The sequence below is a fragment of the Enterobacter sp. 22452 genome (assembly GCF_052045065.1).
GTDB classification, from domain to species: Bacteria; Pseudomonadota; Gammaproteobacteria; order Enterobacterales; family Enterobacteriaceae; genus Enterobacter; species Enterobacter mori.
On the sequence record NZ_JBQEOB010000004.1, the window covers coordinates 357,862 to 379,954 of the forward strand.

A 22,093-nucleotide genomic window follows, 5' to 3' on the forward strand; every position below is an offset into this window, starting at 1 on the left:
AACCCTATGAACACTCAGGAAATTGCATGATCAAGGAACGAATGACGCCAGAAGAGTTAGCCGCGCTCACTGGCTATAGCCGTCAGACCATCAATAAATGGGTACGTAAAGAAGGTTGGATTACATCGCCAAAACCAGGCGTTCAGGGTGGTAAGGCGCGTCTGGTGCATGTGAATGAAAAGGTACGGGAGTTTATCCGCAGTGCCCGCAGGGCGTCTGAGACGCCTGAAATGCCAGACAGCGCTGGCTACGAGGGTTCACTTCATACTTTACTTCTGACACTGGCAAATGAAATGACGCCGGATGAGCAAAAGCAGCTGACATCGCTGTTACTGCGGGAAGGGATTACCGGATTGTTGCAACGTTTAGGGATTCGCGACCAGAACTAATATGAAAAGATTACGCAGCAAAATGACCACGGATGAACTGGCTGACTGTCTGGGCGTCGCCAGGCAAACCGTTAACCGCTGGATACGCCAGAAGGGATGGAAGACGGAGGGTGTTAACGGCGTAAAAGGTGGAAGAGCAAGACTGATCCATGTCGATGCGCGAGTGAAGGAACATATTATTAGCCTTCCTGCCATCCGTCACCGGCAGGCGATTTACCAGGTGGCCGAAACGCCCTCTCTTTATGGGATACCGTCATCGTCTACCCTGCTCCCACAAATCATCGACTCGCTGGAGAACATGACGCAGGTTGAACAGGAGCGTCTTCTCGTATTGCTGAAGCGCGAAGGCGTAAAAGGATTTCTTTCACGTCTCGGTATTGCTGAATAGCAGACAAAAAAAACGGCAGGTTCCCCTGCCGTTTGATTCACTGGCGATTGATTACTGCTGGCTTTCACGCTCAGCAATAAAACCCAGTGCCTTATTGATCCGCGCCACGCTACGAGACTTACCAATAGCATGCACGGTAACGTCCAGCGCTGGAGACTGGCCTGCACCGGTCACGGCGACGCGCAGCGGCATCCCCACTTTGCCCATACCGACCTCAAGCTCATCTGCGGTTGCCTGAATCGCGTGATGCACATTCTCCGCGGTCCATTCCGTGATAGCGGCGATTTTGTCACGCACCACTTCCAGCGGCTGGCGGGCAACCGGACGCAGGTGTTTCTTCGCCGCGTCGGCATCAAACTCATCGAATTCTTCGTAGAAGTAACGGCAGCTTTCGGCGATCTCTTTCAGCGTTTTGCAACGCTCACCGAGCAGTTTCACCAGATCGGCCAGTTCAGGACCGGTACGGGTATCGATATTCGCCTGCTCAATGTGCCACTGCAGATACGTCGCGACATATTCTGGCTGCATGGTGTTGATGTAATGATGGTTCAGCCACAGCAGCTTATCGGTATTGAATGCGCTCGCTGATTTGCTCACAGAGTTCAGAGAGAACAGTTCGATCATCTCTTCGCGGCTGAAGATCTCCTGGTCACCGTGGGCCCAGCCCAGACGCACCAGATAGTTCAGCAGCGCTTCCGGCAGATAACCGTCGTCGCGATACTGCATCACGCTCACGGCACCATGACGTTTAGACAGTTTTTTACCGTCGTCACCGTTGATCATGGACACGTGTGCATACACCGGCACGGGCGCATTCAGCGCCTTCAGGATGTTGATTTGACGTGGCGTGTTGTTGATATGGTCTTCACCACGGACAACGTGGGTGATCTCCATATCCCAGTCGTCCACCACCACACAGAAGTTGTAGGTTGGTGAGCCGTCGGTACGGCGAATGATCAGATCGTCCAGCTCCTGGTTGCTGAATTCAATCGGGCCACGGATCTGGTCATCAAAGATGACAGAACCCTCTTGCGGGTTAGCAAAACGCACAACGCAAGGCTCATCAGCCGCATGCTCGCTATGGTCGTGGCGGCAACGACCGTCATAACGCGGCTTATCACCGTTCGCCATCTGCTCTTCACGCAAGGCATCCAGACGCTCTTTGGAGCAATAGCACTTATACGCCGTGCCCGCGACCAGCATTTCATCAATGACAGCGTTATAGCGGTCAAAACGTTTGGTCTGGAAATACGGGCCTTCATCCCATTCCAGATTCAGCCAGTTCATACCATCCATAATGGCTTCGATTGCTTCCGGCGTGGAGCGCTCAAGATCGGTGTCTTCAATACGCAGCACGAACTCACCTTTGTTGTGGCGTGCAAAAAGCCAGGAATAAAGAGCGGTACGTGCACCACCGACGTGCAGATAGCCTGTCGGGCTCGGCGCGAAGCGAGTTTTGATTTTCATGAAATGGCCTTACGTTATAAAGATGCCGGCAATCGGCAAATCCTGGGGAAAAAACAATGGGCAATATTCTATCACTGTGCGGCGATTCCTCAATGTTGTTCCCTGAATCAGGCCTGAGTTTACTGTTTTTGTTTAGAAATCATGCACCATCGCCCATTTCACGATCGTTTTGTCTAATTTTACGACGAACGAATAAAAACTTTAGAAAATGCGTTGACTCATTTTCAACTCTCCCTATAATGCGACTCCACACAGCGGGGGTGATTAGCTCAGTTGGTAGAGCATCTCCTTTACACGGAGGGGGTCGGCGGTTCGAGCCCGTCATCACCCACCATCTACTTTAAGTAGGCTCGCAGTGTAGATAAGAATTGAGATTGGGCGATTAGCTCAGTTGGTAGAGCATCTCCTTTACACGGAGGGGGTCGGCGGTTCGAGCCCGTCATCGCCCACCATTCTCACCTTATCGCAGCAGTTCCGAAATGGGCGATTAGCTCAGTTGGTAGAGCATCTCCTTTACACGGAGGGGGTCGGCGGTTCGAGCCCGTCATCGCCCACCATTTCGGGTCGTTAGCTCAGTTGGTAGAGCAGTTGACTTTTAATCAATTGGTCGCAGGTTCGAATCCTGCACGACCCACCAATGTAAAAAAGCGCCCTAAAGGCGCTTTTTTGCTATCTGCGATTTAATCAATTCGAACCTGCCAGATATGGCAGTTTTGCTCAAGCTAATCCTTTCCTTGCCGATACCTCTGTTTTATGGCGAAAAGGATCTCATTATGACAACCCTCAATGCAGTTTCTCTGTCGGCGATGGAAATCGGCAGTGCTGATAACAGTTCTGGTAGCAATGACATTGCCTCCCAGATCAATCGGCTGATGAAACAGATAACAAAAGCCACTCAGCAACTCAAAGAAGTGGCACTGAGTGATGCAACAACAGAAGAAAAACAAAAGCAGCAGGAGTTACTCGAATCTCAGTTGACTATGCTGCAGGCACAGTTGGCGCAATTGCAGCGCCAGCAGGCAGAAGAAGAGATGCCAAAACAGGAAAGCAGTCAGTCAGTGGCGGAAGGCGTCAACAACCCTTCCGCTGAGCACAAGATTGATATCTATATCTGATCGTTAAACAGGGGATCGCGCGTGCGGGCTTCCATTAAGCGCTGAGCCTGCATGCGCACCACGTCCCAGCAGGCGTGAGCCGCCCCTGAGAGAGAACGGTTTTTACGTCGAACCAGCATCAACTGGCGTTGAACGCAGGGCGTAAAACGCCTCACCGTTAAGCGACTCCCCTGCGGCAACGGCAGCGCAAGCGCCGGTAGTACGCTTATCCCAATCCCGGCTTCGACCATGGGGAACAGCGTGGCCGGGTGCCCTATCTCCTGCACAATGGTTGCCTTCACACCTTGAGCGACAAGCGCGGCATCAATCAATGGCCGGCTTCCTGAAGCATAATCCTGTAGCACCAGATTTGCCCCTTGCAACGCCTGCCATGTCACGTGCGGCAGCGATGCCAGCGCGTCGTCATCGCGACAAAGCAACAAAAAGGGTTCTGAGAGCACCGCTTCACATTCCAGGTCGCTTACCGCACCAGGGTCAATAACAATGCCGAAATCCACATCCCCCTGACGGATACTCTCCAGCACCCACTGCTGCGGCCTGTCATGCAAAACAAAATCAATATCCGGATAGCGATGATTACTTTCGGCAATACACTGAGGAATAAGATGCGCAGAAATGGTCTGGCTCGCCGCCACCCTCACCGTGCCGGAAAGCTGTTGTCCGAGTCGCCCCACATCCCTGAGCGTACTGTTCAGTTCGTCCAGCACCCTCTCCAGACGCGTCGCCAGCTGCTGCCCCGCTTCGGTAAGCACCACCTCACGCGTCGTTCGGTCAAGCAGTTTCACTCCCGTCTGCGTTTCCAGCTCCTTAACGCTATGGCTGACGGCCGACTGGCTCAGGCCGATCATCTCCCCCGCCCGGCTAAAACTGCGGGCCTGCGCCACGGTGACAAAAACACGAAGCTGACGTAATGAATAATTCATCTGTTTAATTCATGAATGGATGCAATAAATCAATTTTATTTCTCAAACGGAAGAAAGCACAATAGCGACATCTGCTTTCAGGAGTGATTATGAAACTTTTTCGTATCCTTGATCCGTTCACGCTTACCCTGGTGGTGACCGTTTTATTGGCCTCGTTTTTCCCGGCTCGCGGCGGTTTCGTCCCCTTCTTTGAAGGGCTGACCACGGCGGCCATCGCCCTGCTGTTCTTTATGCATGGCGCCAAACTCTCCCGCGAGGCCATCATTGCAGGCGGCGGACACTGGCGACTGCATCTGTGGGTGATGTGCAGCACCTTTATCCTCTTCCCTGTGCTAGGCGTACTGTTTGCCTGGTGGGCTCCGGTGAATGTCGATCCAGCCCTGTATACCGGATTCCTGTATCTGTGCATTCTCCCCGCGACCGTGCAGTCTGCCATCGCCTTTACCTCGCTGGCAGGCGGCAACGTGGCGGCGGCAGTTTGTTCAGCATCTGCCTCCAGTCTGTTAGGGATTTTCGTCTCACCGCTGCTGGTGGGCCTGCTGATGAACATGCACGGTGCAGAGGGCAACCTGGAGCAGGTCGGAAGAATTTGTCTGCAGTTGCTGCTGCCGTTTGTGCTTGGGCATCTTTCCCGACCGTGGACCGGCGCGTTTGTGGCGAAGCATAAAAAATGGATTTCAAAAACCGACCAGACGTCGATTCTGCTGGTGGTTTACTCCGCCTTCAGTGAAGCGGTGGTCAATGGCATCTGGCATAAGGTTGGCGCAGGTTCACTGCTATTTATCGTGGTCGTCAGCATTATCCTGCTGGCGATAGTGATTGCGGTGAATGTGTTCGTGGCGCGCAAATGCGGCTTTAATAAAGCGGATGAAATCACGATTGTCTTCTGCGGCTCGAAAAAGAGCCTGGCGAACGGCATCCCGATGGCGAACATTCTGTTCCCGACCTCGGTGATTGGGATGATGGTGCTGCCGCTGATGATTTTCCACCAAATCCAGCTGATGGTCTGTGCGGTGCTGGCGCGTCGTTACAAACGCCAGACCGAAAAGCTGGCGCAGGAAGAGACCCGCGCCGCGAAGGCTTAAGGACGTTTCAGGGGCTGAACCAACTGGGTCAGCCCCTCGGTTTTAATCAGTAACGTGATAGCCATCAGCTCACCCAGTCGCCCGGCCGGGAATTCATCCTTACGGGCAAACCACAGCAGATACTCTTCCGGCAAATCGATCAGCCTGCGGCCCTTGTATTTACCGAACGGCATCTCCGTATTGGCGATCTCAACGAGCTGCTCTTTCTCCACGTTACTCTCCTAACAGGCGCATCATTTCGGCTTCGTCGATAACGTCAATGCCAAGCTCCTGGGCTTTCGCCAGCTTCGAACCGGCCGCTTCCCCGGCGATCACCAGGTCGGTTTTCTTCGATACGCTGCCTGCCACTTTGGCCCCCAGCGCCACCAGGCGCGCTTTAGCGTCGTCGCGGGAAAGCTGGCTCAGGCTGCCGGTCAGCACCACGGTTTTACCGGCAAACGGACTGTCGATCTCTTCGGCGTTAACTACTACCGGCGCGGGCCATTTGATGCCCTCTTCCAGCAGTTTGCCGATGACCTCACGGTTGCTCTCTTCAGCAAAGAAGTTAAAGACGTGCGTGGCGACCACAATGCCGACATCCGGTACTTTTTGCAGCTCGTCGATGCTTGCCTTTTCCAGTGCCTCCAGCGTACCAAAGTACGCCGCCAGCCCTGCCGCTGTCGCTTCGCCGACTTCACGAATGCCCAGCGCGTACAGGAAGCGGGCGAAAGTGGTCTCTTTCGCCGCTTCCAGCGCGTTAACGACATTCTGCGCTGACTTCGGCCCCATGCGGTCCAGGCCGGTCAGTTTACCCGCGGTCAGTTTGAACAGATCCGCTGGCGTGTGAACGTACTCTTTCTCAACCAGCTGATCGATAATCTTATCGCCCATGCCGTCGACGTCCATCGCCCGACGAGAGACGAAGTGCTTCAGTGACTCTTTACGCTGCGCGCCACAAATTAAGCCGCCCGTACAGCGCGCCACCGCTTCACCTTCCACACGCTCAACGTCCGAGCCACACACCGGGCAGTGGGTCGGGAAGACGATCTCGCGCGTTTCGGCAGGACGTTCTGACTCCACGACGTTAACCACCTGCGGGATCACATCGCCCGCGCGGCGGATCACCACTTTGTCCCCAATGCGCAGGCCCAGGCGTTCGATTTCATCGGCGTTATGCAGCGTTGCGTTACTCACCAGCACACCAGCAACATGTACCGGCTCCAGACGCGCAACGGGAGTAATTGCCCCCGTACGGCCGACCTGGAACTCTACGTCACGAACGAAGGTCATCTGCTCCTGAGCAGGAAACTTAAACGCCACCGCCCAGCGCGGCGCGCGCGCCACAAAGCCCAGCTGTTCCTGCAGCGCCAGTGAATTGACCTTGATGACAACGCCATCAATATCAAAGCCGAGCGTTGGGCGATCCTCTTCCACTTTGTGGTAGAACGCCAGGACCTCCTCCGGAGAGTCGCAGAGCTGAACGCGGTTACTGACCGGCAGACCCCACGCCTTAAACTGCAGTAGGCGTCCGAGGTGCGTATCCGGCAGTTCGCCACCCTCAAGAATACCGACACCGTAGCAGAAGAAAGTAAGCGGTCGCTTCGCGGTGATACGCGGGTCAAGCTGGCGCAGAGAGCCTGCCGCCGCATTACGTGGGTTAGCAAACACCTTCCCGCCGGTGCGGCGTGCCTCTTCGTTTATTTTCTCGAAGCCCGCCTGAGGCAGGAACACTTCACCGCGTACTTCCAGACGCGCAGGAATATTCTCGCCGTGCAGCTTGAGCGGGATCGCGCGGATGGTACGCACATTGGTGGTGATGTCTTCGCCCGTCGTACCGTCACCACGCGTCGCGGCACGCACCAGCACGCCGTTTTCATAAAGAATGCTGACCGCCAGACCGTCCAGCTTCAGCTCGCAGCACCAGCTCAGCGAATCACTGCTTTTCAGACGATCCTGGACGCGCTTGTTAAACGCCAGGAAACTCTCTTCATCAAAGACGTTATCCAGAGACAGCATCGGGACTTCGTGGCGTACCTGACTGAAAGCACCGAGCGGTTCCGCACCGACGCGCTGCGTCGGGGAGTCCGGCGTGATGAGATCCGGATGCTGAGTTTCCAGCTCGCGCAGCTCGCGCATCAGGCGGTCATACTCCGCATCCGGAACTTCCGGCGCGTCCATAACATGATAGAGGTATTCATGATGGCGAAGCGTGGTTCGCAGTTCAGTGAGTTGTTGTTCGATTGAGTCCATATCGCACCATCAATGAGAAAAAACCCCCGACAGGCGGGGGTTGAGGAGGAGTTGAAGTAAACGCGACGATTACGCGTTGGCTTCCTTAACTTCGCGGATGCGGTCCTGATACTCGCGCAGCTTCTGCGGGGTCATCATTCGACGCTGATCGTCGAGTACCACACCACCCACTTCGTCAGCAATGTGCTGAGCGGATTGCAGCATCAGCTTGAAGTTTTGCAGCTCGTCACCGTAGGACGGAACCTGCATAAAGATGGTCACACCCGGCGTCACGAAATCACCGGTCATTTCCGGGTCAAAGGTACCTGGGTTGACCATATTTGCCAGACTGAACAGCGCCGGGCCGCTCCCGTCAGGGCTCAGGTGACGGTGGAAAATATTCATGTCGCCAAATTTGAAACCTGCCTGCTCAATGCTGTTGAGCAGCACGTCACCATTAAGGTGGCTACCATGATGGGCGCCAACGTTCATGATGATTACCGCTTCTTTGCGCTGCGGTTTTTCGACAACCGGTTCCGGCTCTACAACGGGCTCTGGCTCAACGTGTGGCGCGGGAGCTGGCTGAGGCGCAGGCTGCACGTGGACAGGCTGCTGTTGCGGTTGCTGAATTGGCTGCACTGGCTGCTGTACAGGTTGTTGCACAGGCTGTTGAGGCACAGGTTGCGGCGCAGCGGGCTGCTGATGAACCGGCTGTTGCGGCGGCTGACGCACCGGCTCTTCCACAGGCTGTGGCGCTGACTGGCGCGGCTGTGCGGAAGCATACGGCGGTTGATACTGGTGCTGCGAAGGACGAGGCGCTTCTTGCTCCCCATGTCCTGCGCCGGGCGCAGTATTGACCCGATGAACACGAACTTCACCCACGCCGTCGTCGTCGCTACCGTCGATGTCGTCTTCAACGTCATCGTCATCACGACTGGACTTCATGCGCTTCAGTGGGCGATCGCGAAACATAGAAGAACGCTCTTTACGGCTGGTCCAGAAACCATGTACCAGTAAAGCGATTATGGCGATCGCGCCAACAATGATTAATATCAGACGCAAATCCTGCATCATTATATTCTCTGTTGTTCTAACACCTTGCCACCACGGCAAACATTTACTCACTAAGAGTATTTGCCGTTTAACTCAAGTGCAAGTGTATGCAGAGCATTCACAGCATAAAGATGCGCTAAAACGTGCTTTTTGCTGTTTTTTCGAACATTTCCGAACTGGTCATTGGTCCGTAACTGGATAATATAGGCGGGCAATTCCACTGGTTGTGTAAAAAGGAGTACAGCCTGGTTATGGTTTCAACATCTTCTTCATCCCCGCGCAGCGGTGTCTGGTATTTTTCTCAGGGCTGGAAACTGGTCTCTCTACCGGGTATTCGCCGCTTCGTCATACTGCCCCTGCTCATCAACATTGTGCTGATGGGCGGCGCGTTCTGGTGGCTGTTCACAAAGCTCGAGAGCTGGATCCCGTCGCTGATGAGCTACGTGCCGGACTGGCTGCAGTGGCTTGACTACCTTCTCTGGCCGGTGGCGGTGATCTCCGTGCTGCTGGTGTTTGGCTATTTCTTCTCGACGATTGCGAACTGGATAGCCGCCCCGTTTAACGGCCTGCTGGCAGAACAACTCGAAGCACGGCTCACCGGTGCGACACCGCCGGATACGGGCGTACTGGGGATCATGAAAGATCTCCCGCGCATCATGAAACGCGAATGGCAGAAGTTTGCCTGGTACCTTCCCCGCGCGATTGTGTTGCTTATTCTGTATTTCGTGCCCGGTATCGGCCAGACGGTAGCGCCCGTGCTGTGGTTCCTGTTCAGCGCCTGGATGTTGGCTATTCAGTACTGCGACTACCCGTTCGATAACCATAAGGTGCCGTTTAAAGAGATGCGCACCGCCCTGCGCACGCGGAAAGTGACCAATATGCAGTTTGGCGCGCTGACCAGCCTGTTCACCATGATCCCGTTCCTGAATCTGTTCATCATGCCCGTCGCCGTTTGCGGCGCGACGGCAATGTGGGTGGACTGCTACCGTGCTAAGCACGCGTTATGGAAATAATGCAAAAATGTGTAAAGCAGGGGTGGCTTATGCCGCCCCTTATTCCATACTGATCCCCATTATTTCCTTGCAGTATATAGATATGCGAATTCCTTACTTCCCCCTACCTGTTCAACAGGTATGCTGGGTCGGTATCCCAATTTCATACAGTTAAGGACAGGCCATGAGTAAGATTTATGAAGACAACTCGCTGACTATCGGTCACACGCCCCTGGTTCGACTGAACCGTATCGGTAATGGACGCATTCTGGCGAAGGTCGAATCACGTAACCCAAGCTTCAGCGTAAAATGCCGCATCGGTGCAAACATGATTTGGGATGCGGAAAAACGTGGTGTGCTGAAACCAGGCGTAGAGTTGGTTGAGCCGACCAGCGGCAACACCGGTATCGCTCTGGCCTATGTCGCTGCGGCGCGCGGCTACAAGCTGACGCTTACCATGCCTGAGACCATGAGTATTGAACGTCGCAAGCTGCTGAAAGCGCTGGGTGCAAACCTGGTTCTGACCGAAGGCGCGAAAGGCATGAAAGGTGCAATTCAGAAGGCCGAAGAGATTGTGGCCAGCGATCCAGCAAAATATCTGCTGCTGCAGCAGTTTAGCAACCCGGCTAACCCGGAAATTCACGAGAAAACGACCGGCCCGGAAATCTGGGAAGATACGGACGGTCAGGTTGACGTGTTTATCTCCGGCGTAGGTACCGGCGGTACGCTGACCGGCGTGTCACGCTATATTAAAGGCACGAAAGGTAAAAAAGACCTGATTACCGTTGCCGTCGAACCAACTGACTCACCGGTGATCACTCAGGCTCTGGCAGGTGAGGAGCTGAAACCAGGCCCGCATAAAATTCAGGGTATCGGCGCAGGCTTCATTCCAGGCAACCTGGATCTGAAGTTGATTGATAAAGTCATGACCATTACCAACGAAGAAGCGATCTCAACCGCACGTCGTCTGATGGATGAAGAAGGCATTCTGGCGGGGATCTCTTCCGGTGCTGCCGTTGCGGCCGCACTCAAACTTCAGGAAGATGAGACCTTTACCAATAAGAATATTGTGGTTATCCTTCCTTCTTCGGGTGAGCGTTACTTGAGCACTGCACTGTTTGCCGATCTCTTCACTGAGAAAGAACTGCAACAGTGATGCCAGCATGTTAAAAACGCGTAAAAAAGCACCTTTCCAGGTGCTTTTTTGTGGCCTGCTTCAAAGTTTTACCCCTCCTGGCATTGCTTCACCCCGTTGTGTCTGGTATTTAAACCAGCAATTATTTTGAAGCGTGAAATTAATCAGTGAACGAAATAGGCTTGCTGAATCGATTTTATGATTTGGTTCAAGTCTTGCTTTCGCTGCATAATGTTTAATGACGCTTGAAACGTCAGCGCTAACAATACAGGCTAAAGTTAAGCCGCCAGGCTAGACTTTAGTTCCACAACACTAAACCTATAAGTTGGGGAAATACAATGTTCCAGCAAGAAGTTACCATTACCGCTCCGAACGGTCTGCACACCCGCCCTGCTGCTCAGTTTGTTAAAGAAGCGAAAGGCTTCACTTCTGAAATCACTGTAACTTCCAACGGCAAAAGCGCTAGCGCAAAAAGCCTGTTCAAACTGCAGACTCTGGGCCTGACTCAGGGCACCGTGGTCACCATCTCTGCGGAAGGTGAAGACGAGCAGAAAGCAGTTGAGCATCTGGTTAAACTGATGGCTGAGCTCGAGTAAGTTTACGGGTTCTTTTCAATATCAGTCACAAGTAAGGTAGGGTTATGATTTCAGGCATTTTAGCATCCCCGGGTATCGCTTTCGGCAAAGCACTGCTGCTGAAAGAAGACGAAATCGTCATTGACCGGAAAAAAATTTCTGCCGACAAGGTTGATCAGGAAGTTGAACGTTTTCTGAGCGGTCGTGCCAAGGCATCTGCGCAACTGGAAGCGATCAAAACTAAAGCTGGCGAAACTTTCGGTGAAGAAAAAGAAGCCATCTTCGAAGGGCACATCATGCTGCTCGAAGATGAGGAGCTGGAGCAGGAAATCATAGCCCTGATTAAAGATAAAGGCATGACGGCCGACGCGGCTGCGCATGAAGTTATCGAAGGTCAGGCAACTGCCCTGGAAGAACTGGATGATGAATACCTGAAAGAGCGTGCGGCTGACGTACGTGACATCGGTAAGCGCCTGCTGCGCAACATCCTGGGTCTGGCCATTATCGATCTGAGCGCGATTCAGGACGAAGTTATCCTGGTTGCCGCCGACCTGACCCCGTCCGAAACCGCACAGCTGAACCTGAACAAGGTGCTGGGTTTCATCACTGATGCAGGTGGCCGTACCTCCCACACCTCTATCATGGCGCGTTCTCTGGAACTGCCTGCCATCGTGGGTACCGGTAGCGTCACTGCTCAGGTGAAAAACGACGACTATCTGATTCTGGATGCCGTAAACAACCAGGTTTACGTCAACCCAACTAACGAAGAGATCGAGCAGCTGCGCGCCGTTCAGGAGCAGGTTGCAACCGAGAAAGCGGAACTCGCTAAACTGAAAGACCTGCCAGCCATTACCCTGGACGGCCATCAGGTAGAAGTGTGCGCGAACATCGGTACCGTACGCGACGTTGAAGGCGCTGAGCGCAACGGTGCGGAAGGTGTAGGTCTGTATCGTACTGAATTCCTGTTCATGGACCGTGACGCGCTGCCAACCGAAGAAGAACAGTTCGCTGCGTACAAAGCCGTGGCTGAAGCCTGTGGCTCTCAGGCGGTTATCGTCCGTACTATGGACATCGGTGGCGACAAAGAGCTGCCGTACATGAACTTCCCGAAAGAAGAGAACCCGTTCCTGGGCTGGCGCGCAGTGCGTATCGCCATGGATCGCAAAGAGATCCTGCGTGACCAGGTTCGCGCGATTCTGCGTGCCTCCGCTTTCGGTAAACTGCGCATCATGTTCCCGATGATCATCTCTGTTGAAGAAGTGCGTGCACTGAAGAAAGAGATCGAAATCTACAAACAGGAACTGCGTGACGAAGGTAAAGCGTTTGACGAATCAATCGAAGTGGGTGTGATGGTGGAAACACCAGCAGCCGCGACTATTGCGCGTCATTTAGCCAAAGAAGTTGATTTCTTTAGTATCGGTACCAATGATTTAACGCAGTACACCCTGGCAGTTGACCGTGGTAATGATATGATTTCACATCTCTACCAGCCAATGTCACCGTCCGTACTGACGCTTATTAAGCAAGTAATTGATGCTTCTCATGCAGAAGGTAAATGGACTGGCATGTGTGGTGAGCTTGCAGGCGACGAACGTGCTACACTTCTGTTGCTGGGTATGGGTCTGGACGAATTCTCTATGAGCGCCATTTCCATCCCGCGCATTAAGAAGATTATCCGTAACACGAACTTCGAAGATGCGAAGGTGTTAGCAGAGCAGGCTCTTGCTCAACCGACAACGGACGAGTTAATGACGCTGGTTAACAAGTTCATTGAAGAAAAAACAATCTGCTAATCCACGAGATGCGGCCCAATTTACTGCTTAGGAGAAGATCATGGGTTTGTTCGATAAACTGAAATCTCTGGTTTCTGATGATAAGAAAGACTCCGGAACTATTGAGATTGTTGCTCCGCTCTCCGGCGAGATCGTCAACATCGAAGACGTGCCGGATGTAGTGTTTGCTGAGAAAATCGTTGGTGATGGCATTGCTATCAAACCAACTGGCAACAAAATGGTTGCTCCAGTTGACGGCACCATCGGTAAAATTTTTGAAACCAACCATGCGTTCTCTATCGAATCTGATAGCGGTATCGAACTGTTCGTTCACTTCGGTATCGACACCGTTGAACTGAAAGGCGAAGGCTTCAAGCGTATCGCAGAAGAAGGCCAGCGCGTTAAAGTTGGCGACCCGGTAATTGAATTCGATCTGCCACTGCTGGAAGAAAAAGCGAAGTCTACCCTGACTCCGGTTGTTATCTCCAACATGGACGAAATCAAAGAACTGATCAAACTGTCCGGCAGCGTGACCGTGGGCGAAACCCCGGTTATCCGCATCAAGAAGTAATTCTTGCCGCACAAAGAAATGGCGCCTTCGGGCGCCATTTTTGTTTATGCGGGGAGAATAAGCTCGTCGTAACCTTTCGACTGGGTATAAACCATCACGTCCGTCACCCGATCCCCTGCTTTGCGAATCGCCTCAGCAATGGTTTTGCCTTCGACAATTCCGCTGACCAGCTCCGAACAGAACAGATCGCCCGTCCCTTTCAGATCGGTTTCGACACGAGGGTGCGCGCTCACGGTCACGCTTTCTTTACTCACCAGCACCACGTGGATATTTTCCGGGTCATCGGCCACCGGCGCACTGGTGATCGCAACCCATTTCAACGTATCTGAGAGCAACCCCTGCGCGGCGACAATCGCGCTTTCAGGAGTACGGCACGGTTTGCCGCTTAACACTTCCAGCTCAAAGACGTTCGGCGTAATCCCCTGCGCCAGCGGCAGCAGATGCTCGCGATACGCTTCAGGGATATCCGGTTTCACGTACATCCCGCTGTCGATATCGCCGATAACCGGGTCGACCAGCACCAGCAGATCGGGATGCTGCACTTTGATGGTCTTGAGCCACTGGGCCAACAGTTTTATCTGGCTGGCACTGCCCATATAGCCGGTGGTGACCGCCTTAAGCTCGCGCAGGATCTCGCGCTCGTTCAGGGCCTTAAGATAGCCGCTAAACCACTCGTCGGGGATCACCCCACCGTAGAAGGTGTCGTAGTGCGGCGTGTTGCTGAACAGCACCGTCGGCACGGCAGTCACGTTCAGCCGATGGGTCCGAATATTTGGCACAGCGATACTGTTGCCCACGCTGCCGTAAACCACCTGCGACTGCACCGCAACAATATCGGTTTGCTGCGCCCGGGTTTTATCCCGGAATAAAATCATCTCCATGACGCTTAAATCCCCGCCCCCTGCGAATAACTCTCTTCACCAAAGACGCCGGTAGAGAGGTAACGATCGCCGCGATCGCAAATAATTGCCACCACTACGGCACCCGGGTTTGCCTTTGCCACCCGAATCGCACCCGCTACCGCGCCGCCCGAGCTGACGCCGCAGAAGATACCTTCGCGCACGGCCAGCTCACGCATGGTATTTTCCGCCTCGCGCTGGTGAAGATCCAGCACCTGATCCACAAGCTGCGCATTAAAGATGCCCGGCATGTATTCCGCCGGCCAGCGGCGAATGCCCGGAATGCTGCTCCCCTCTTCCGGCTGCAGGCCAACAATGGTGACGGCTTTTTCCTGCTCGCGCAGAAAACGCGATACGCCGGTAATGGTGCCGGTGGTTCCCATGCTGGAGACAAAGTGGGTGATGCGCCCGTCCGTTTGTTGCCAGATTTCCGGGCCAGTAGTGGTGTAGTGCGCGTACGGGTTGTCCGGATTGTTGAACTGATCGAGCAGTTTACCTTCGCCGCGCTCGGCCATTTCTAACGCTAAGTCGCGTGCGCCTTCCATACCCTGCTCTTTGGTCACCAGAATCAGCTCGGCCCCGTAGGCACGCATCGCGGCGCGGCGCTCCTGGCTCATGTTGTCCGGCATCAGCAGCTTCATGCGGTAGCCTTTCAGCGCGGCGATCATCGCCAGCGCGATACCGGTGTTGCCGCTGGTGGCCTCAATAAGCACGTCGCCCGGCTTGATTTCACCGCGTTTTTCGGCCTGAACAATCATCGACAGTGCGGCACGGTCTTTCACCGACCCCGCCGGGTTATTGCCTTCGAGTTTGACCCAGATTTCGCTGCCGTTGTCTGGCCCCATGCGCTGAAGTTTGACCAGAGGGGTGTTGCCGATGGTGTGTTCGAGTGTATTCACGTTTTTTACTCAATAAAAAAGCCGGGCGCGCGCAGCGATCCCGGCCTACAAGACGCAGTGATAACTGTAGGCCCGGTAAGCGCAGCGCCACCGGGCGATAAACATCCTAATAACCTATCAGGCTGTCTCTGCCAGAGCAATATCCTCGCGCGTCTCGATGCGCTCCTTCCCGTGATAAATACGCGCATGCTGCAGCCCGACAAACAGGCGCTCACCCCGGTGCGGCGGCTCTTCGTCGCGCATCACCACGGTCAGCGGCTCGGTATACCAGCCCAGCGGCTGTACCACCAATTGGGTGTAGTGACCTTTAGGGCTAGCTTCCAGCACCTGTACCGGCAGCGGTGAATCCAGGCTGGTGCGACGGCTGACGTCCACTTCCCACGGACGCAGGAACAGATCGACCGGCCCCTGATGCGCGGAGGTATAGCCCAGCGGCCAGCGGTGTGCGCCCACGTGGAACTGTCCGCCGCGAATGGTGCCCTGCAGACGGTTCACCTCGCCCATAAACTCCAGGACAAAACGGGTCGCCGGTTCACGCCAGAGCTGCTCCGGCTCGTCAACCTGCTCAATATTGCCCTGGCTCATGACCACGACACGGTCCGCGACTTCCATCGCTTCTTCCTGATCGTGGGTCACAAAGACACTGGTAAACTTCAGCTCTTCATGGAGCTGACGCAGCCAGCGGCGCAGTTCTTTACGCACCTGTGCGTCCAGCGCGCCGAAGGGTTCATCCAGCAGCAGGATTTGCGGCTCAACGGCTAACGCGCGCGCCAGCGCCACGCGCTGTTTCTGCCCGCCGGACAGCTGGGCAGGGAAACGGTCTGCCAGATGCGCAAGCTGCACCATCTCCAGCAGCTTGGTCACTTTCGCTTTGATAGCTGCCGCATTTGGACGCTCGCGACGCGGCAGCACCGTCAGGCCAAACGCGATGTTGTCGAACACCGTCATATGGCGGAACAGCGCGTAATGCTGGAACACAAAGCCTACTTTACGATCGCGGGCATGCAGGCGGCTCACGTCGGTGCCGTGAAAGCGAATATGTCCGCTGGTCTGATGCTCAAGCCCGGCAATAATACGCAGCAGCGTGGTTTTACCGGAACCTGACGGCCCCAGCAGCGCGACCATTTGTCCGGAAGGGATATCCAGCGAGATATCATTCAGCACCTGGGTGCGACCAAAAGACTTCTTAATATTGGCAATCTCAATGCTCATGATTTCCCTCCTGATGCAGACGTTTTTCCTGATTCTCTAAACGCCACTGCACCACACTCTTCAAAAACAGGGTCAAAATCGCCATCAGCGTTAGCAACGCTGCGGCAGTAAAGGAGCCGATGGTGTTGTAGTCCTGCTGCAGCAGTTCAATCTGTAACGGCAACGACAGCGTTTCACCGCGGATGGAACCGGATACAACAGAAACAGCCCCGAACTCCCCAATCGCGCGTGCGTTGGTCAGCACCACGCCGTAGAGCAGCGCCCAGCGGATGTTCGGCAGCGTCACGCGGCGGAACATCTGCCAGCCGGAAGCGCCCAGCAGTACCGCGGCTTCGTCTTCATTGCTCCCCTGGCTTAGCATCACCGGCACCAGTTCACGCACCACAAACGGACAGGTCACAAAGATAGTCACCAGCACCATGCCCGGCCAGGCGAACATAATCTGCAGGTTATGCTCATCCAGCCAGCCGCCCAGCGGGCCGTTAGAGCCGTAAAAGAGCAGGTAAACCAGACCGGCAACAACTGGCGACACGGCAAACGGAATATCCAACAGGGTCAACAGCATCTGTCGTCCCGGGAAGTTGAAGCGCGTTACCAGCCAGGCCAGCAGCGTACCGAACACCAGGTTGACCGGTACTGTGATCAGCGCAATCAACACGGTCAGCCAGATGGCGTGCAGCATATCCGGGTCCGCCAGATTTTCCAGCGCGGGCATAATCCCTTTACTGAATGCCTGGACAAAGATATAGACCGTTGGCACAACGAGAATAAGTGCGGATACCAGCACGCCCGTCCCAATCAGAAACCATTTTGCCCAGTTGATGCGGGGCGCATCGTAACGCTTCAATTGAGTAACTTCCGCCATCAGTGACCTACCACACGTCGACCAAAGCGACTTTGCAGAGTGTTAATCGAGTACAGCAGCAGCAGCGATGCGGCGAGGATCACCGAAGCAATCGCGCTCGCAGCCGGATAATCAAACTCCTGCAAACGCACAAAAATCATCAGCGAGGTCACTTCCGTTTTCCACGCGATGTTCCCGGCGATGAAGATCACCGCACCAAACTCGCCGAGGCTGCGGGTGAAGGAGAGCGCCACGCCCGCCAGCAGCGCCGGAGAAAGCTCTGGCAGCACAACCTTGCGGAAACTCTGCCAGCGCGTCGCCCCCAGCGTTTCCGCCGCTTCTTCATATTCCGGGCCTAAATCTTCCAGCACCGGCTGTACGGTTCGCACCACAAACGGAATGCTGGTGAAGGCCATCGCTACCGCGATACCGAGCCAGGTATAGGTCACTTTGATATCAAACTTCGCCAGCCACTCGCCGTAAAAACCGTTCACCGAGAACAGCGACGCCAGCGTTAAGCCCGCCACCGCCGTCGGCAGTGCAAACGGCAGATCCATCAACGCATCAAGCAGCGTGCGGCCCGGAAAACGGTAGCGGGTTAAGATCCACGCCATCAGCAGGCCGAACACGCCGTTAAAAATCGACGCCACAAACGCCGACAGCAGCGTCACCTTATAGGCTGCCACCACCTGCGGGTTGGTGATCACGTCCCAGTACTGTGCCCAGCTCATATCAGAGAGCTGCACCACCAGCGCGCTGAGCGGTAACAACAAAATCAGGCAGACGTACAGCAGGCTGGTTCCGAGACTTAAGGTAAAGCCCGGCAGCACGCGTTTTGTCGATACTGCAAACATTACTTACGCCCCGCCGCCAGCAATTTATCTAACTCACCGCCGCTGACAAAATGCGTTTTCATCACTTCAGGCCATGAGCCGAAATGGTCTTCCACGCGGAACAAATCGGTCTGCGGGAATTTATCTTTCAGCTTGTTCATCACGTCCGGGTTATTCACGCGGTAGTAGTAATCGGTAATGATGGTCTGCGCCTGCGGGCTGTACAGGTAATTGAGATAGGCTTTTGCCGCTTTCTCGGTACCGTTTGCCTGCACGTTTTTATCCACCCAGGCCACCGGGAACTCGGCCAGAATGTTAGTTTTCGGGATAACCACTTCGAAGCCCTGCGCTTCGTACTGTTTACGGATATTGTTTACTTCGGACTCGAAGCTGATCAGGACATCGCCAAGACCACGCTCTGCGAAGGTTGTGGTCGCGCCGCGGCCGCCGGTATCAAACACTTCGACGTTTTTCAGGAACTGGGTCATGAACTGCTCGGTCTTCGCTTTATCGTTACCGTCAGCTTTATCCGCCGCGCCCCATGCCGCCAGATAGGTATAACGCGCGTTGCCGGAGGTTTTTGGGTTCGGGAAAATCAGTTTTACGTCGGAACGCACCAGGTCGTTCCAGTCGTGGATGTTCTTCGGGTTGCCCTTGCGCACCAGGAAGCCCATGGTGGAATAGAACGGCGAGCTGTTGTTTGGCAGACGGCTCTGCCAGTCCGCCGGGAGCAGCTTGCCTTTGTCGTGCAGGATCTGCACGTCAGTCACCTGGTTATAGGTCACCACATCGGCCTTCAGTCCCTGCAGGATGGCCAGCGCCTGTTTGGATGAACCGGCATGGGACTGCTTGATGGTCAGCTTATCGCCGTTATTGTCTTTTGCCCACTGCTGTTCAAACGGTGGGTTAAGGGCGGCAAACAGCTCGCGGGAGACATCATACGAACTGTTAAGCAGCTCGGTTGCCTGCGCCTGCGCCACCAGCAGTAAACCTGCCAGTGCCAGCGATCCTTTTTTTAGTACAGTAACGGCCATTGCGCACCCTTATAAATGTGATGACTATCTTATAGTCATAATATTTATAACGAGGTCGAAAGGAGTAACGGTTTTATATACCGTTTGGTGATTTAGAAGCAGAAAAGGGAATAAGGGGTGCGGCCTGATGCCCTCACCCCAGCCCTCTCCCACAGGGAGAGGGAGAAAGGTCATTACAGCGCCAGCAGGCGCTCAACGGACGGCGCAAAGTAGTAGCCGCCGGTCACCGGTTTGGTGAAGCGCAGCATGGCGTCGCGCTTGCCGTCGGTATCGCCAAACATGCTCAGCAGCTGCTGTTCAATGTTATACAGGCGCGCGCAGTAGGCGCAGAAGTAAAGGCCGTGCGTGCCGCTGGCCGTACCGTACGGCAGGCTCTGGCGGACAATCTTCAGCCCTTTTCCGTTTTCTTTGAGGTCAACGCGGGTCAGGTGAGAGGTAACGGGACGGTCATCGCCGTCGATCTCTTCGTTGGCTTCTTTGGTTCGGCCAATCATCATCTCCTGATCGTGCACGCTCATGCGGTTAAGCTGCTTGAGGTTGTGCTCCCAGCGCTGCACGAACACGTAGCTGCCGCCTGCGTCCACACCGTCTTTGATCACCGCCACGTCGCGACGCGTCTCTTCGCCTGCCGGGTTTTCGGTGCCGTCAACGAAGCCGCTCAGATCGCGCTCCTCCACCCAGCGGAAGCCGTGAACCTCTTCCTGCACCTCGATGCTGTCGCCAAAGGCCTCAACAGCAGCCTGGGCTACGGAGAAGTTCACGTCGTGACGCAGGGAAAGAATGTGGATCAGCACGTCGTACTGCGTGGCGGGTGCAAGGCCTTTGCCGTAAGGGATAAAGTCTTTTAACTCTTCCGCCCCTTCGCCACCGCTCAGCTGACGCCAGACGTTATTGCCAAAGGCGACAACGGCACCGAGGTGGGCTTCCGGGAATTTAGCCTGGAAGGTCGCCAGTTTATCAACGAACACTTTACTGGCCGCACGCAGGGCATCCACGTCCCCTTTAACATTGGCTTCAATCCAAATCGCCGCGCGGCAATGTTCTGGCAAAATGCCACTCTGAACCTGAGACATCGCTCCTCCTGAAATAAAGATGCCACGTCAGCGTGGCATTGATGGCGGCTATTATACCCGGATTTCAGCAAGACGGTTTGTTCAGGCGCAAATTACTGCTTCCAGAGTATTTTGCTCACTTTCCAGTTTTTCAGCGTGTCGTCAGATGGCATTAACCCCTCCGGGCCGCTCCACTCTCCGGTGAACAGGTAGCTGATGTGCTGGCTGCCTTCAGCCTTACATTCCACCGCAACCTTGTCGTCAGACGGCACGCTGGTGCAATTGCCGTACGCCTGTTTATAGAGATCGCTAAACGGGGTCCCCACTTTCACACCGGTTGCGGTTGGAATGTCTTCATCCATCACCGCGATACGGTTTACCGTGCCTTTATCACCATTAATCACCAGCGCCAGCGTGTCACCCTTCAGCGCTTCGAAGTAACGCACGATATTGCCATTTTCGGTTTTCATGCCGCTGCGCAGGCGATAATCACTGCTCAGGGCATCCTGAATGGCATCCTGATCCAGCGCCGTTGACGCGGTAATTTTTCCTACGCCCTGCTCGGTCACTTCGGTGGAAGAACCAAACCAGTTCCACGGATACGCAGAAGACCAGTTAATAGAGGAGAGCGTCGAACAGCCGGTCAACGCCAGCGGAAGAGCGCATAAAAGTAAACGCAGCGATTTCATTGAAACGTCCTTTCTAATTAAATCAACGCTTGTTGGAGTGCGACTTCGGCAAAAAGTGCCGAATTAATCATCCTGATGCCTAAAACAGGCGCGAAGGCGTGGATTGGTCAGCAGCCACAGCAGCGCCACGATATCGGCAACGACCAGCGCAATACCGATGCCCGTGAGCGGCTCACCGTACCACCAGAGTACCGGCTGCCAGAAGAGCAGCGCAATTTGGGCAAGGATCAGCAGCCAGCGAAGCGCGCCCCAAAAGCGAGGGATCAGATGCCGCCGTCCGCTGACCAAAAACGCCAGTACGGCCGGAATGCCCGGCAGTAATCCGATCCAGAATGCATCGTGATCGGGATAGAAGAGATTCAGCAGCGTGTCGCCCTGCCCGCGCGACGCTCCGGCCATTACAAACAGCACCCAGGTGCGGGCCTGTAGCAGCAGAACGCACCAGAACAGAAAAGGCAGCCTGACGCGGCCCTGCGCGTCATAGTCAGCCGGATGGATCTCAGTACTCTTCATCTTCTATCAAACGCTTGCCCAGAGTCAGCACGTCAGCGTGCTCGTAGCCCAGACGCTCATACATGCCCAGGACCACGTCGTTATCTTCTCGCACCATAATCTGAATTTTCGGACAGCCGCGGGCGATGAGTTTCTTTTCCAGGCGATTGAGCAGCGCATTGGCAATGCCGCGCGCCCGGTATTCCGGATGCACGCCCAGATAATAGGCCGAACCGCGGTGGCCGTCGTAACCGCCCATCACCGTACCGACAACCTCACCGTTCACTTCCGCGACCAGAAACAAACTGACGTCGTGATTCACCTTACGTTCGATGTCCATTTCCGGGTCGTTCCACGGACGCAGCAGATCGCAGCGCTCCCAAAGGGTAATCACCTCTTCGAAATCTTCCTGGCGAAAAACGCGTATCTCCATGGTATTAACCGCCTTTTTGGGTTTAAAAACAGT

The 22,093-nt window shown here is 54.8% G+C and carries 24 protein-coding genes and 4 tRNA genes; 13 read left to right on the forward strand and 15 right to left on the reverse strand.

The genetic code is table 11. The annotated features are described in order from the left end of the window. The first annotated feature begins 26 nt into the window (after positions 1-26). Positions 27-389 carry a YfeC-like transcriptional regulator gene (locus tag ACTJJA_RS14245; protein WP_348556426.1) on the forward strand — a complete coding sequence of 121 codons (363 nt, stop codon included), beginning with the start codon at positions 27-29 and terminating at the stop codon, positions 387-389. 1 nt (position 390) lies between these two features. Next, positions 391-777 (forward strand): YfeC-like transcriptional regulator, encoded by a 387-nt coding sequence (locus ACTJJA_RS14250; protein ID WP_089597879.1) that lies wholly within the window; start codon positions 391-393, stop codon positions 775-777. A 51-nt stretch (positions 778-828) separates the two neighbouring features. Here ACTJJA_RS14250 and gltX read toward each other — a convergent pair whose 3' ends face one another. Then, complete coding sequence (gene gltX, locus ACTJJA_RS14255) at positions 829-2,244, reverse strand: glutamate--tRNA ligase (protein ID WP_089597878.1); 1,416 nt, start codon at positions 2,242-2,244, stop codon at positions 829-831. Between the two features lie 258 nt (positions 2,245-2,502). Here gltX and ACTJJA_RS14260 point away from each other — a divergent pair. From ACTJJA_RS14260 to ACTJJA_RS14280, 5 genes are all read left to right on the forward strand, one after another. Further along, positions 2,503-2,578: transfer RNA gene (locus ACTJJA_RS14260), tRNA-Val, on the forward strand. A 42-nt stretch (positions 2,579-2,620) separates the two neighbouring features. Further along, positions 2,621-2,696 (forward strand) — tRNA-Val (locus tag ACTJJA_RS14265). Between the two features lie 29 nt (positions 2,697-2,725). Next, positions 2,726-2,801: transfer RNA gene (locus tag ACTJJA_RS14270), tRNA-Val, on the forward strand. 4 nt (positions 2,802-2,805) lie between these two features. Beyond that, a tRNA-Lys gene (locus ACTJJA_RS14275) sits at positions 2,806-2,881 on the forward strand. Between the two features lie 136 nt (positions 2,882-3,017). Beyond that, the gene (locus ACTJJA_RS14280) at positions 3,018-3,359 is read left to right on the forward strand and encodes a FlxA-like family protein (RefSeq protein WP_108416674.1); all 342 of its coding nucleotides are present in this window, start codon (positions 3,018-3,020) and stop codon (positions 3,357-3,359) included. Here ACTJJA_RS14280 and ACTJJA_RS14285 read toward each other — a convergent pair. Next, on the reverse strand, positions 3,350-4,282 hold the full coding sequence (locus tag ACTJJA_RS14285; protein WP_421510811.1) for a LysR family transcriptional regulator: 933 nt from the start codon (positions 4,280-4,282) through the stop codon (positions 3,350-3,352). The genes ACTJJA_RS14280 and ACTJJA_RS14285 overlap by 10 nt on opposite strands. Positions 4,283-4,371: 89 nt before the next feature. On the opposite strand from ACTJJA_RS14285, the gene ACTJJA_RS14290 reads away from it, so the two are divergent. Further along, the gene (locus ACTJJA_RS14290) at positions 4,372-5,367 is read left to right on the forward strand and encodes a bile acid:sodium symporter family protein (RefSeq protein WP_010433751.1); all 996 of its coding nucleotides are present in this window, start codon (positions 4,372-4,374) and stop codon (positions 5,365-5,367) included. On the opposite strand, the gene ACTJJA_RS14295 is transcribed toward ACTJJA_RS14290, so the two are convergent. From ACTJJA_RS14295 to zipA, 3 genes are all read right to left on the reverse strand, one after another. Then, on the reverse strand, positions 5,364-5,579 hold the full coding sequence (locus ACTJJA_RS14295) for a DUF3820 family protein (RefSeq protein WP_003861328.1): 216 nt from the start codon (positions 5,577-5,579) through the stop codon (positions 5,364-5,366). The two genes, ACTJJA_RS14290 and ACTJJA_RS14295, sit on opposite strands and share 4 nt — an antisense overlap. 1 nt (position 5,580) lies before the next feature. Continuing rightward, the gene (gene ligA, locus ACTJJA_RS14300) at positions 5,581-7,596 is read right to left on the reverse strand and encodes an NAD-dependent DNA ligase LigA (RefSeq protein ID WP_440668499.1); all 2,016 of its coding nucleotides are present in this window, start codon (positions 7,594-7,596) and stop codon (positions 5,581-5,583) included. Positions 7,597-7,665: 69 nt separating this feature from the next. Then, positions 7,666-8,649, reverse strand: a complete 984-nt coding sequence (gene zipA, locus ACTJJA_RS14305) for a cell division protein ZipA (RefSeq protein ID WP_010433757.1) — start codon at positions 8,647-8,649, stop codon at positions 7,666-7,668. A gap of 230 nt (positions 8,650-8,879) precedes the next feature. Here zipA and cysZ point away from each other — a divergent pair, with 230 nt between their 5' ends. From cysZ to crr, 5 genes are all read left to right on the forward strand, one after another. Next, complete coding sequence (gene cysZ, locus ACTJJA_RS14310; RefSeq protein ID WP_221550927.1) at positions 8,880-9,641, forward strand: sulfate transporter CysZ; 762 nt, start codon at positions 8,880-8,882, stop codon at positions 9,639-9,641. Between the two features lie 163 nt (positions 9,642-9,804). Further along, positions 9,805-10,776 carry a cysteine synthase A gene (gene cysK, locus ACTJJA_RS14315; RefSeq protein WP_440668500.1) on the forward strand — a complete coding sequence of 324 codons (972 nt, stop codon included), beginning with the start codon at positions 9,805-9,807 and terminating at the stop codon, positions 10,774-10,776. Between the two features lie 317 nt (positions 10,777-11,093). Further along, complete coding sequence (ptsH, locus tag ACTJJA_RS14320) at positions 11,094-11,351, forward strand: phosphocarrier protein Hpr (RefSeq protein WP_000487600.1); 258 nt, start codon at positions 11,094-11,096, stop codon at positions 11,349-11,351. Positions 11,352-11,395: 44 nt separating this feature from the next. Further along, the gene (gene ptsI, locus ACTJJA_RS14325) at positions 11,396-13,123 is read left to right on the forward strand and encodes a phosphoenolpyruvate-protein phosphotransferase PtsI (protein WP_010433760.1); all 1,728 of its coding nucleotides are present in this window, start codon (positions 11,396-11,398) and stop codon (positions 13,121-13,123) included. 40 nt (positions 13,124-13,163) lie between these two features. Continuing rightward, the gene (gene crr / locus ACTJJA_RS14330; RefSeq protein WP_003861316.1) at positions 13,164-13,673 is read left to right on the forward strand and encodes a PTS glucose transporter subunit IIA; all 510 of its coding nucleotides are present in this window, start codon (positions 13,164-13,166) and stop codon (positions 13,671-13,673) included. A 44-nt stretch (positions 13,674-13,717) separates the two neighbouring features. Here crr and pdxK read toward each other — a convergent pair whose 3' ends face one another. The 10 genes from pdxK to ACTJJA_RS14380 all read right to left on the reverse strand — a co-directional run bounded on the left by pdxK (position 13,718) and on the right by ACTJJA_RS14380 (position 22,060). Next, complete coding sequence (gene pdxK / locus ACTJJA_RS14335) at positions 13,718-14,554, reverse strand: pyridoxine/pyridoxal/pyridoxamine kinase (RefSeq protein ID WP_042716109.1); 837 nt, start codon at positions 14,552-14,554, stop codon at positions 13,718-13,720. A gap of 5 nt (positions 14,555-14,559) precedes the next feature. Continuing rightward, positions 14,560-15,471, reverse strand: coding sequence for a cysteine synthase CysM (cysM, locus tag ACTJJA_RS14340; RefSeq protein ID WP_089597871.1), 912 nt, complete (start codon positions 15,469-15,471; stop codon positions 14,560-14,562). 117 nt (positions 15,472-15,588) lie between these two features. Next, positions 15,589-16,683, reverse strand: coding sequence for a sulfate/thiosulfate ABC transporter ATP-binding protein CysA (gene cysA / locus ACTJJA_RS14345; protein ID WP_296229278.1), 1,095 nt, complete (start codon positions 16,681-16,683; stop codon positions 15,589-15,591). After that, the gene (gene cysW / locus ACTJJA_RS14350; protein ID WP_010433766.1) at positions 16,673-17,548 is read right to left on the reverse strand and encodes a sulfate/thiosulfate ABC transporter permease CysW; all 876 of its coding nucleotides are present in this window, start codon (positions 17,546-17,548) and stop codon (positions 16,673-16,675) included. The genes cysA and cysW overlap by 11 nt, the downstream gene beginning before the upstream one ends. Then, on the reverse strand, positions 17,548-18,381 hold the full coding sequence (gene cysT, locus ACTJJA_RS14355; protein WP_100165791.1) for a sulfate/thiosulfate ABC transporter permease CysT: 834 nt from the start codon (positions 18,379-18,381) through the stop codon (positions 17,548-17,550). The genes cysW and cysT overlap by 1 nt, the downstream gene beginning before the upstream one ends. Next, on the reverse strand, positions 18,381-19,394 hold the full coding sequence (cysP, locus tag ACTJJA_RS14360; RefSeq protein ID WP_010433770.1) for a thiosulfate/sulfate ABC transporter substrate-binding protein CysP: 1,014 nt from the start codon (positions 19,392-19,394) through the stop codon (positions 18,381-18,383). Before cysP ends, cysT begins: the two co-directional genes overlap by 1 nt. A gap of 173 nt (positions 19,395-19,567) precedes the next feature. Next, positions 19,568-20,467, reverse strand: coding sequence for a Dyp-type peroxidase (locus tag ACTJJA_RS14365; protein WP_440668501.1), 900 nt, complete (start codon positions 20,465-20,467; stop codon positions 19,568-19,570). Between the two features lie 92 nt (positions 20,468-20,559). Then, positions 20,560-21,135 carry an RpoE-regulated lipoprotein gene (locus ACTJJA_RS14370; RefSeq protein WP_440668502.1) on the reverse strand — a complete coding sequence of 192 codons (576 nt, stop codon included), beginning with the start codon at positions 21,133-21,135 and terminating at the stop codon, positions 20,560-20,562. 63 nt (positions 21,136-21,198) lie between these two features. Then, positions 21,199-21,648 (reverse strand): DUF2919 domain-containing protein, encoded by a 450-nt coding sequence (locus ACTJJA_RS14375; RefSeq protein WP_045325900.1) that lies wholly within the window; start codon positions 21,646-21,648, stop codon positions 21,199-21,201. Continuing rightward, the gene (locus tag ACTJJA_RS14380; RefSeq protein ID WP_003861292.1) at positions 21,635-22,060 is read right to left on the reverse strand and encodes a GNAT family acetyltransferase; all 426 of its coding nucleotides are present in this window, start codon (positions 22,058-22,060) and stop codon (positions 21,635-21,637) included. The genes ACTJJA_RS14375 and ACTJJA_RS14380 overlap by 14 nt, the downstream gene beginning before the upstream one ends. Between the last annotated feature and the right edge of the window lie 33 nt (positions 22,061-22,093).

What these genes read in the sequence shown, in the direction of transcription:
- cysT (WP_100165791.1), bottom strand. Translation starts at nt 18,381, where the DNA reads ATGTTTGCAGTATCGACAAAACGCGTGCTGCCGGGCTTTACCTTAAGT.
- ACTJJA_RS14245 (WP_348556426.1), top strand. Translation starts at nt 27, where the DNA reads ATGATCAAGGAACGAATGACGCCAGAAGAGTTAGCCGCGCTCACTGGC.
- ACTJJA_RS14370 (WP_440668502.1), bottom strand. Translation starts at nt 21,135, where the DNA reads ATGAAATCGCTGCGTTTACTTTTATGCGCTCTTCCGCTGGCGTTGACC.
- cysW (WP_010433766.1), bottom strand. Translation starts at nt 17,548, where the DNA reads ATGGCGGAAGTTACTCAATTGAAGCGTTACGATGCGCCCCGCATCAAC.
- ACTJJA_RS14250 (WP_089597879.1), top strand. Translation starts at nt 391, where the DNA reads ATGAAAAGATTACGCAGCAAAATGACCACGGATGAACTGGCTGACTGT.
- ACTJJA_RS14375 (WP_045325900.1), bottom strand. Translation starts at nt 21,648, where the DNA reads ATGAAGAGTACTGAGATCCATCCGGCTGACTATGACGCGCAGGGCCGC.
- cysA (WP_296229278.1), bottom strand. Translation starts at nt 16,683, where the DNA reads ATGAGCATTGAGATTGCCAATATTAAGAAGTCTTTTGGTCGCACCCAG.
- gltX (WP_089597878.1), bottom strand. Translation starts at nt 2,244, where the DNA reads ATGAAAATCAAAACTCGCTTCGCGCCGAGCCCGACAGGCTATCTGCAC.
- cysK (WP_440668500.1), top strand. Translation starts at nt 9,805, where the DNA reads ATGAGTAAGATTTATGAAGACAACTCGCTGACTATCGGTCACACGCCC.
- zipA (WP_010433757.1), bottom strand. Translation starts at nt 8,649, where the DNA reads ATGATGCAGGATTTGCGTCTGATATTAATCATTGTTGGCGCGATCGCC.
- ACTJJA_RS14365 (WP_440668501.1), bottom strand. Translation starts at nt 20,467, where the DNA reads ATGTCTCAGGTTCAGAGTGGCATTTTGCCAGAACATTGCCGCGCGGCG.
- ptsH (WP_000487600.1), top strand. Translation starts at nt 11,094, where the DNA reads ATGTTCCAGCAAGAAGTTACCATTACCGCTCCGAACGGTCTGCACACC.
- pdxK (WP_042716109.1), bottom strand. Translation starts at nt 14,554, where the DNA reads ATGGAGATGATTTTATTCCGGGATAAAACCCGGGCGCAGCAAACCGAT.
- crr (WP_003861316.1), top strand. Translation starts at nt 13,164, where the DNA reads ATGGGTTTGTTCGATAAACTGAAATCTCTGGTTTCTGATGATAAGAAA.
- ACTJJA_RS14285 (WP_421510811.1), bottom strand. Translation starts at nt 4,282, where the DNA reads ATGAATTATTCATTACGTCAGCTTCGTGTTTTTGTCACCGTGGCGCAG.
- ACTJJA_RS14380 (WP_003861292.1), bottom strand. Translation starts at nt 22,060, where the DNA reads ATGGAGATACGCGTTTTTCGCCAGGAAGATTTCGAAGAGGTGATTACC.
- ACTJJA_RS14280 (WP_108416674.1), top strand. Translation starts at nt 3,018, where the DNA reads ATGACAACCCTCAATGCAGTTTCTCTGTCGGCGATGGAAATCGGCAGT.
- ACTJJA_RS14290 (WP_010433751.1), top strand. Translation starts at nt 4,372, where the DNA reads ATGAAACTTTTTCGTATCCTTGATCCGTTCACGCTTACCCTGGTGGTG.
- ptsI (WP_010433760.1), top strand. Translation starts at nt 11,396, where the DNA reads ATGATTTCAGGCATTTTAGCATCCCCGGGTATCGCTTTCGGCAAAGCA.
- cysZ (WP_221550927.1), top strand. Translation starts at nt 8,880, where the DNA reads ATGGTTTCAACATCTTCTTCATCCCCGCGCAGCGGTGTCTGGTATTTT.
- ligA (WP_440668499.1), bottom strand. Translation starts at nt 7,596, where the DNA reads ATGGACTCAATCGAACAACAACTCACTGAACTGCGAACCACGCTTCGC.
- cysP (WP_010433770.1), bottom strand. Translation starts at nt 19,394, where the DNA reads ATGGCCGTTACTGTACTAAAAAAAGGATCGCTGGCACTGGCAGGTTTA.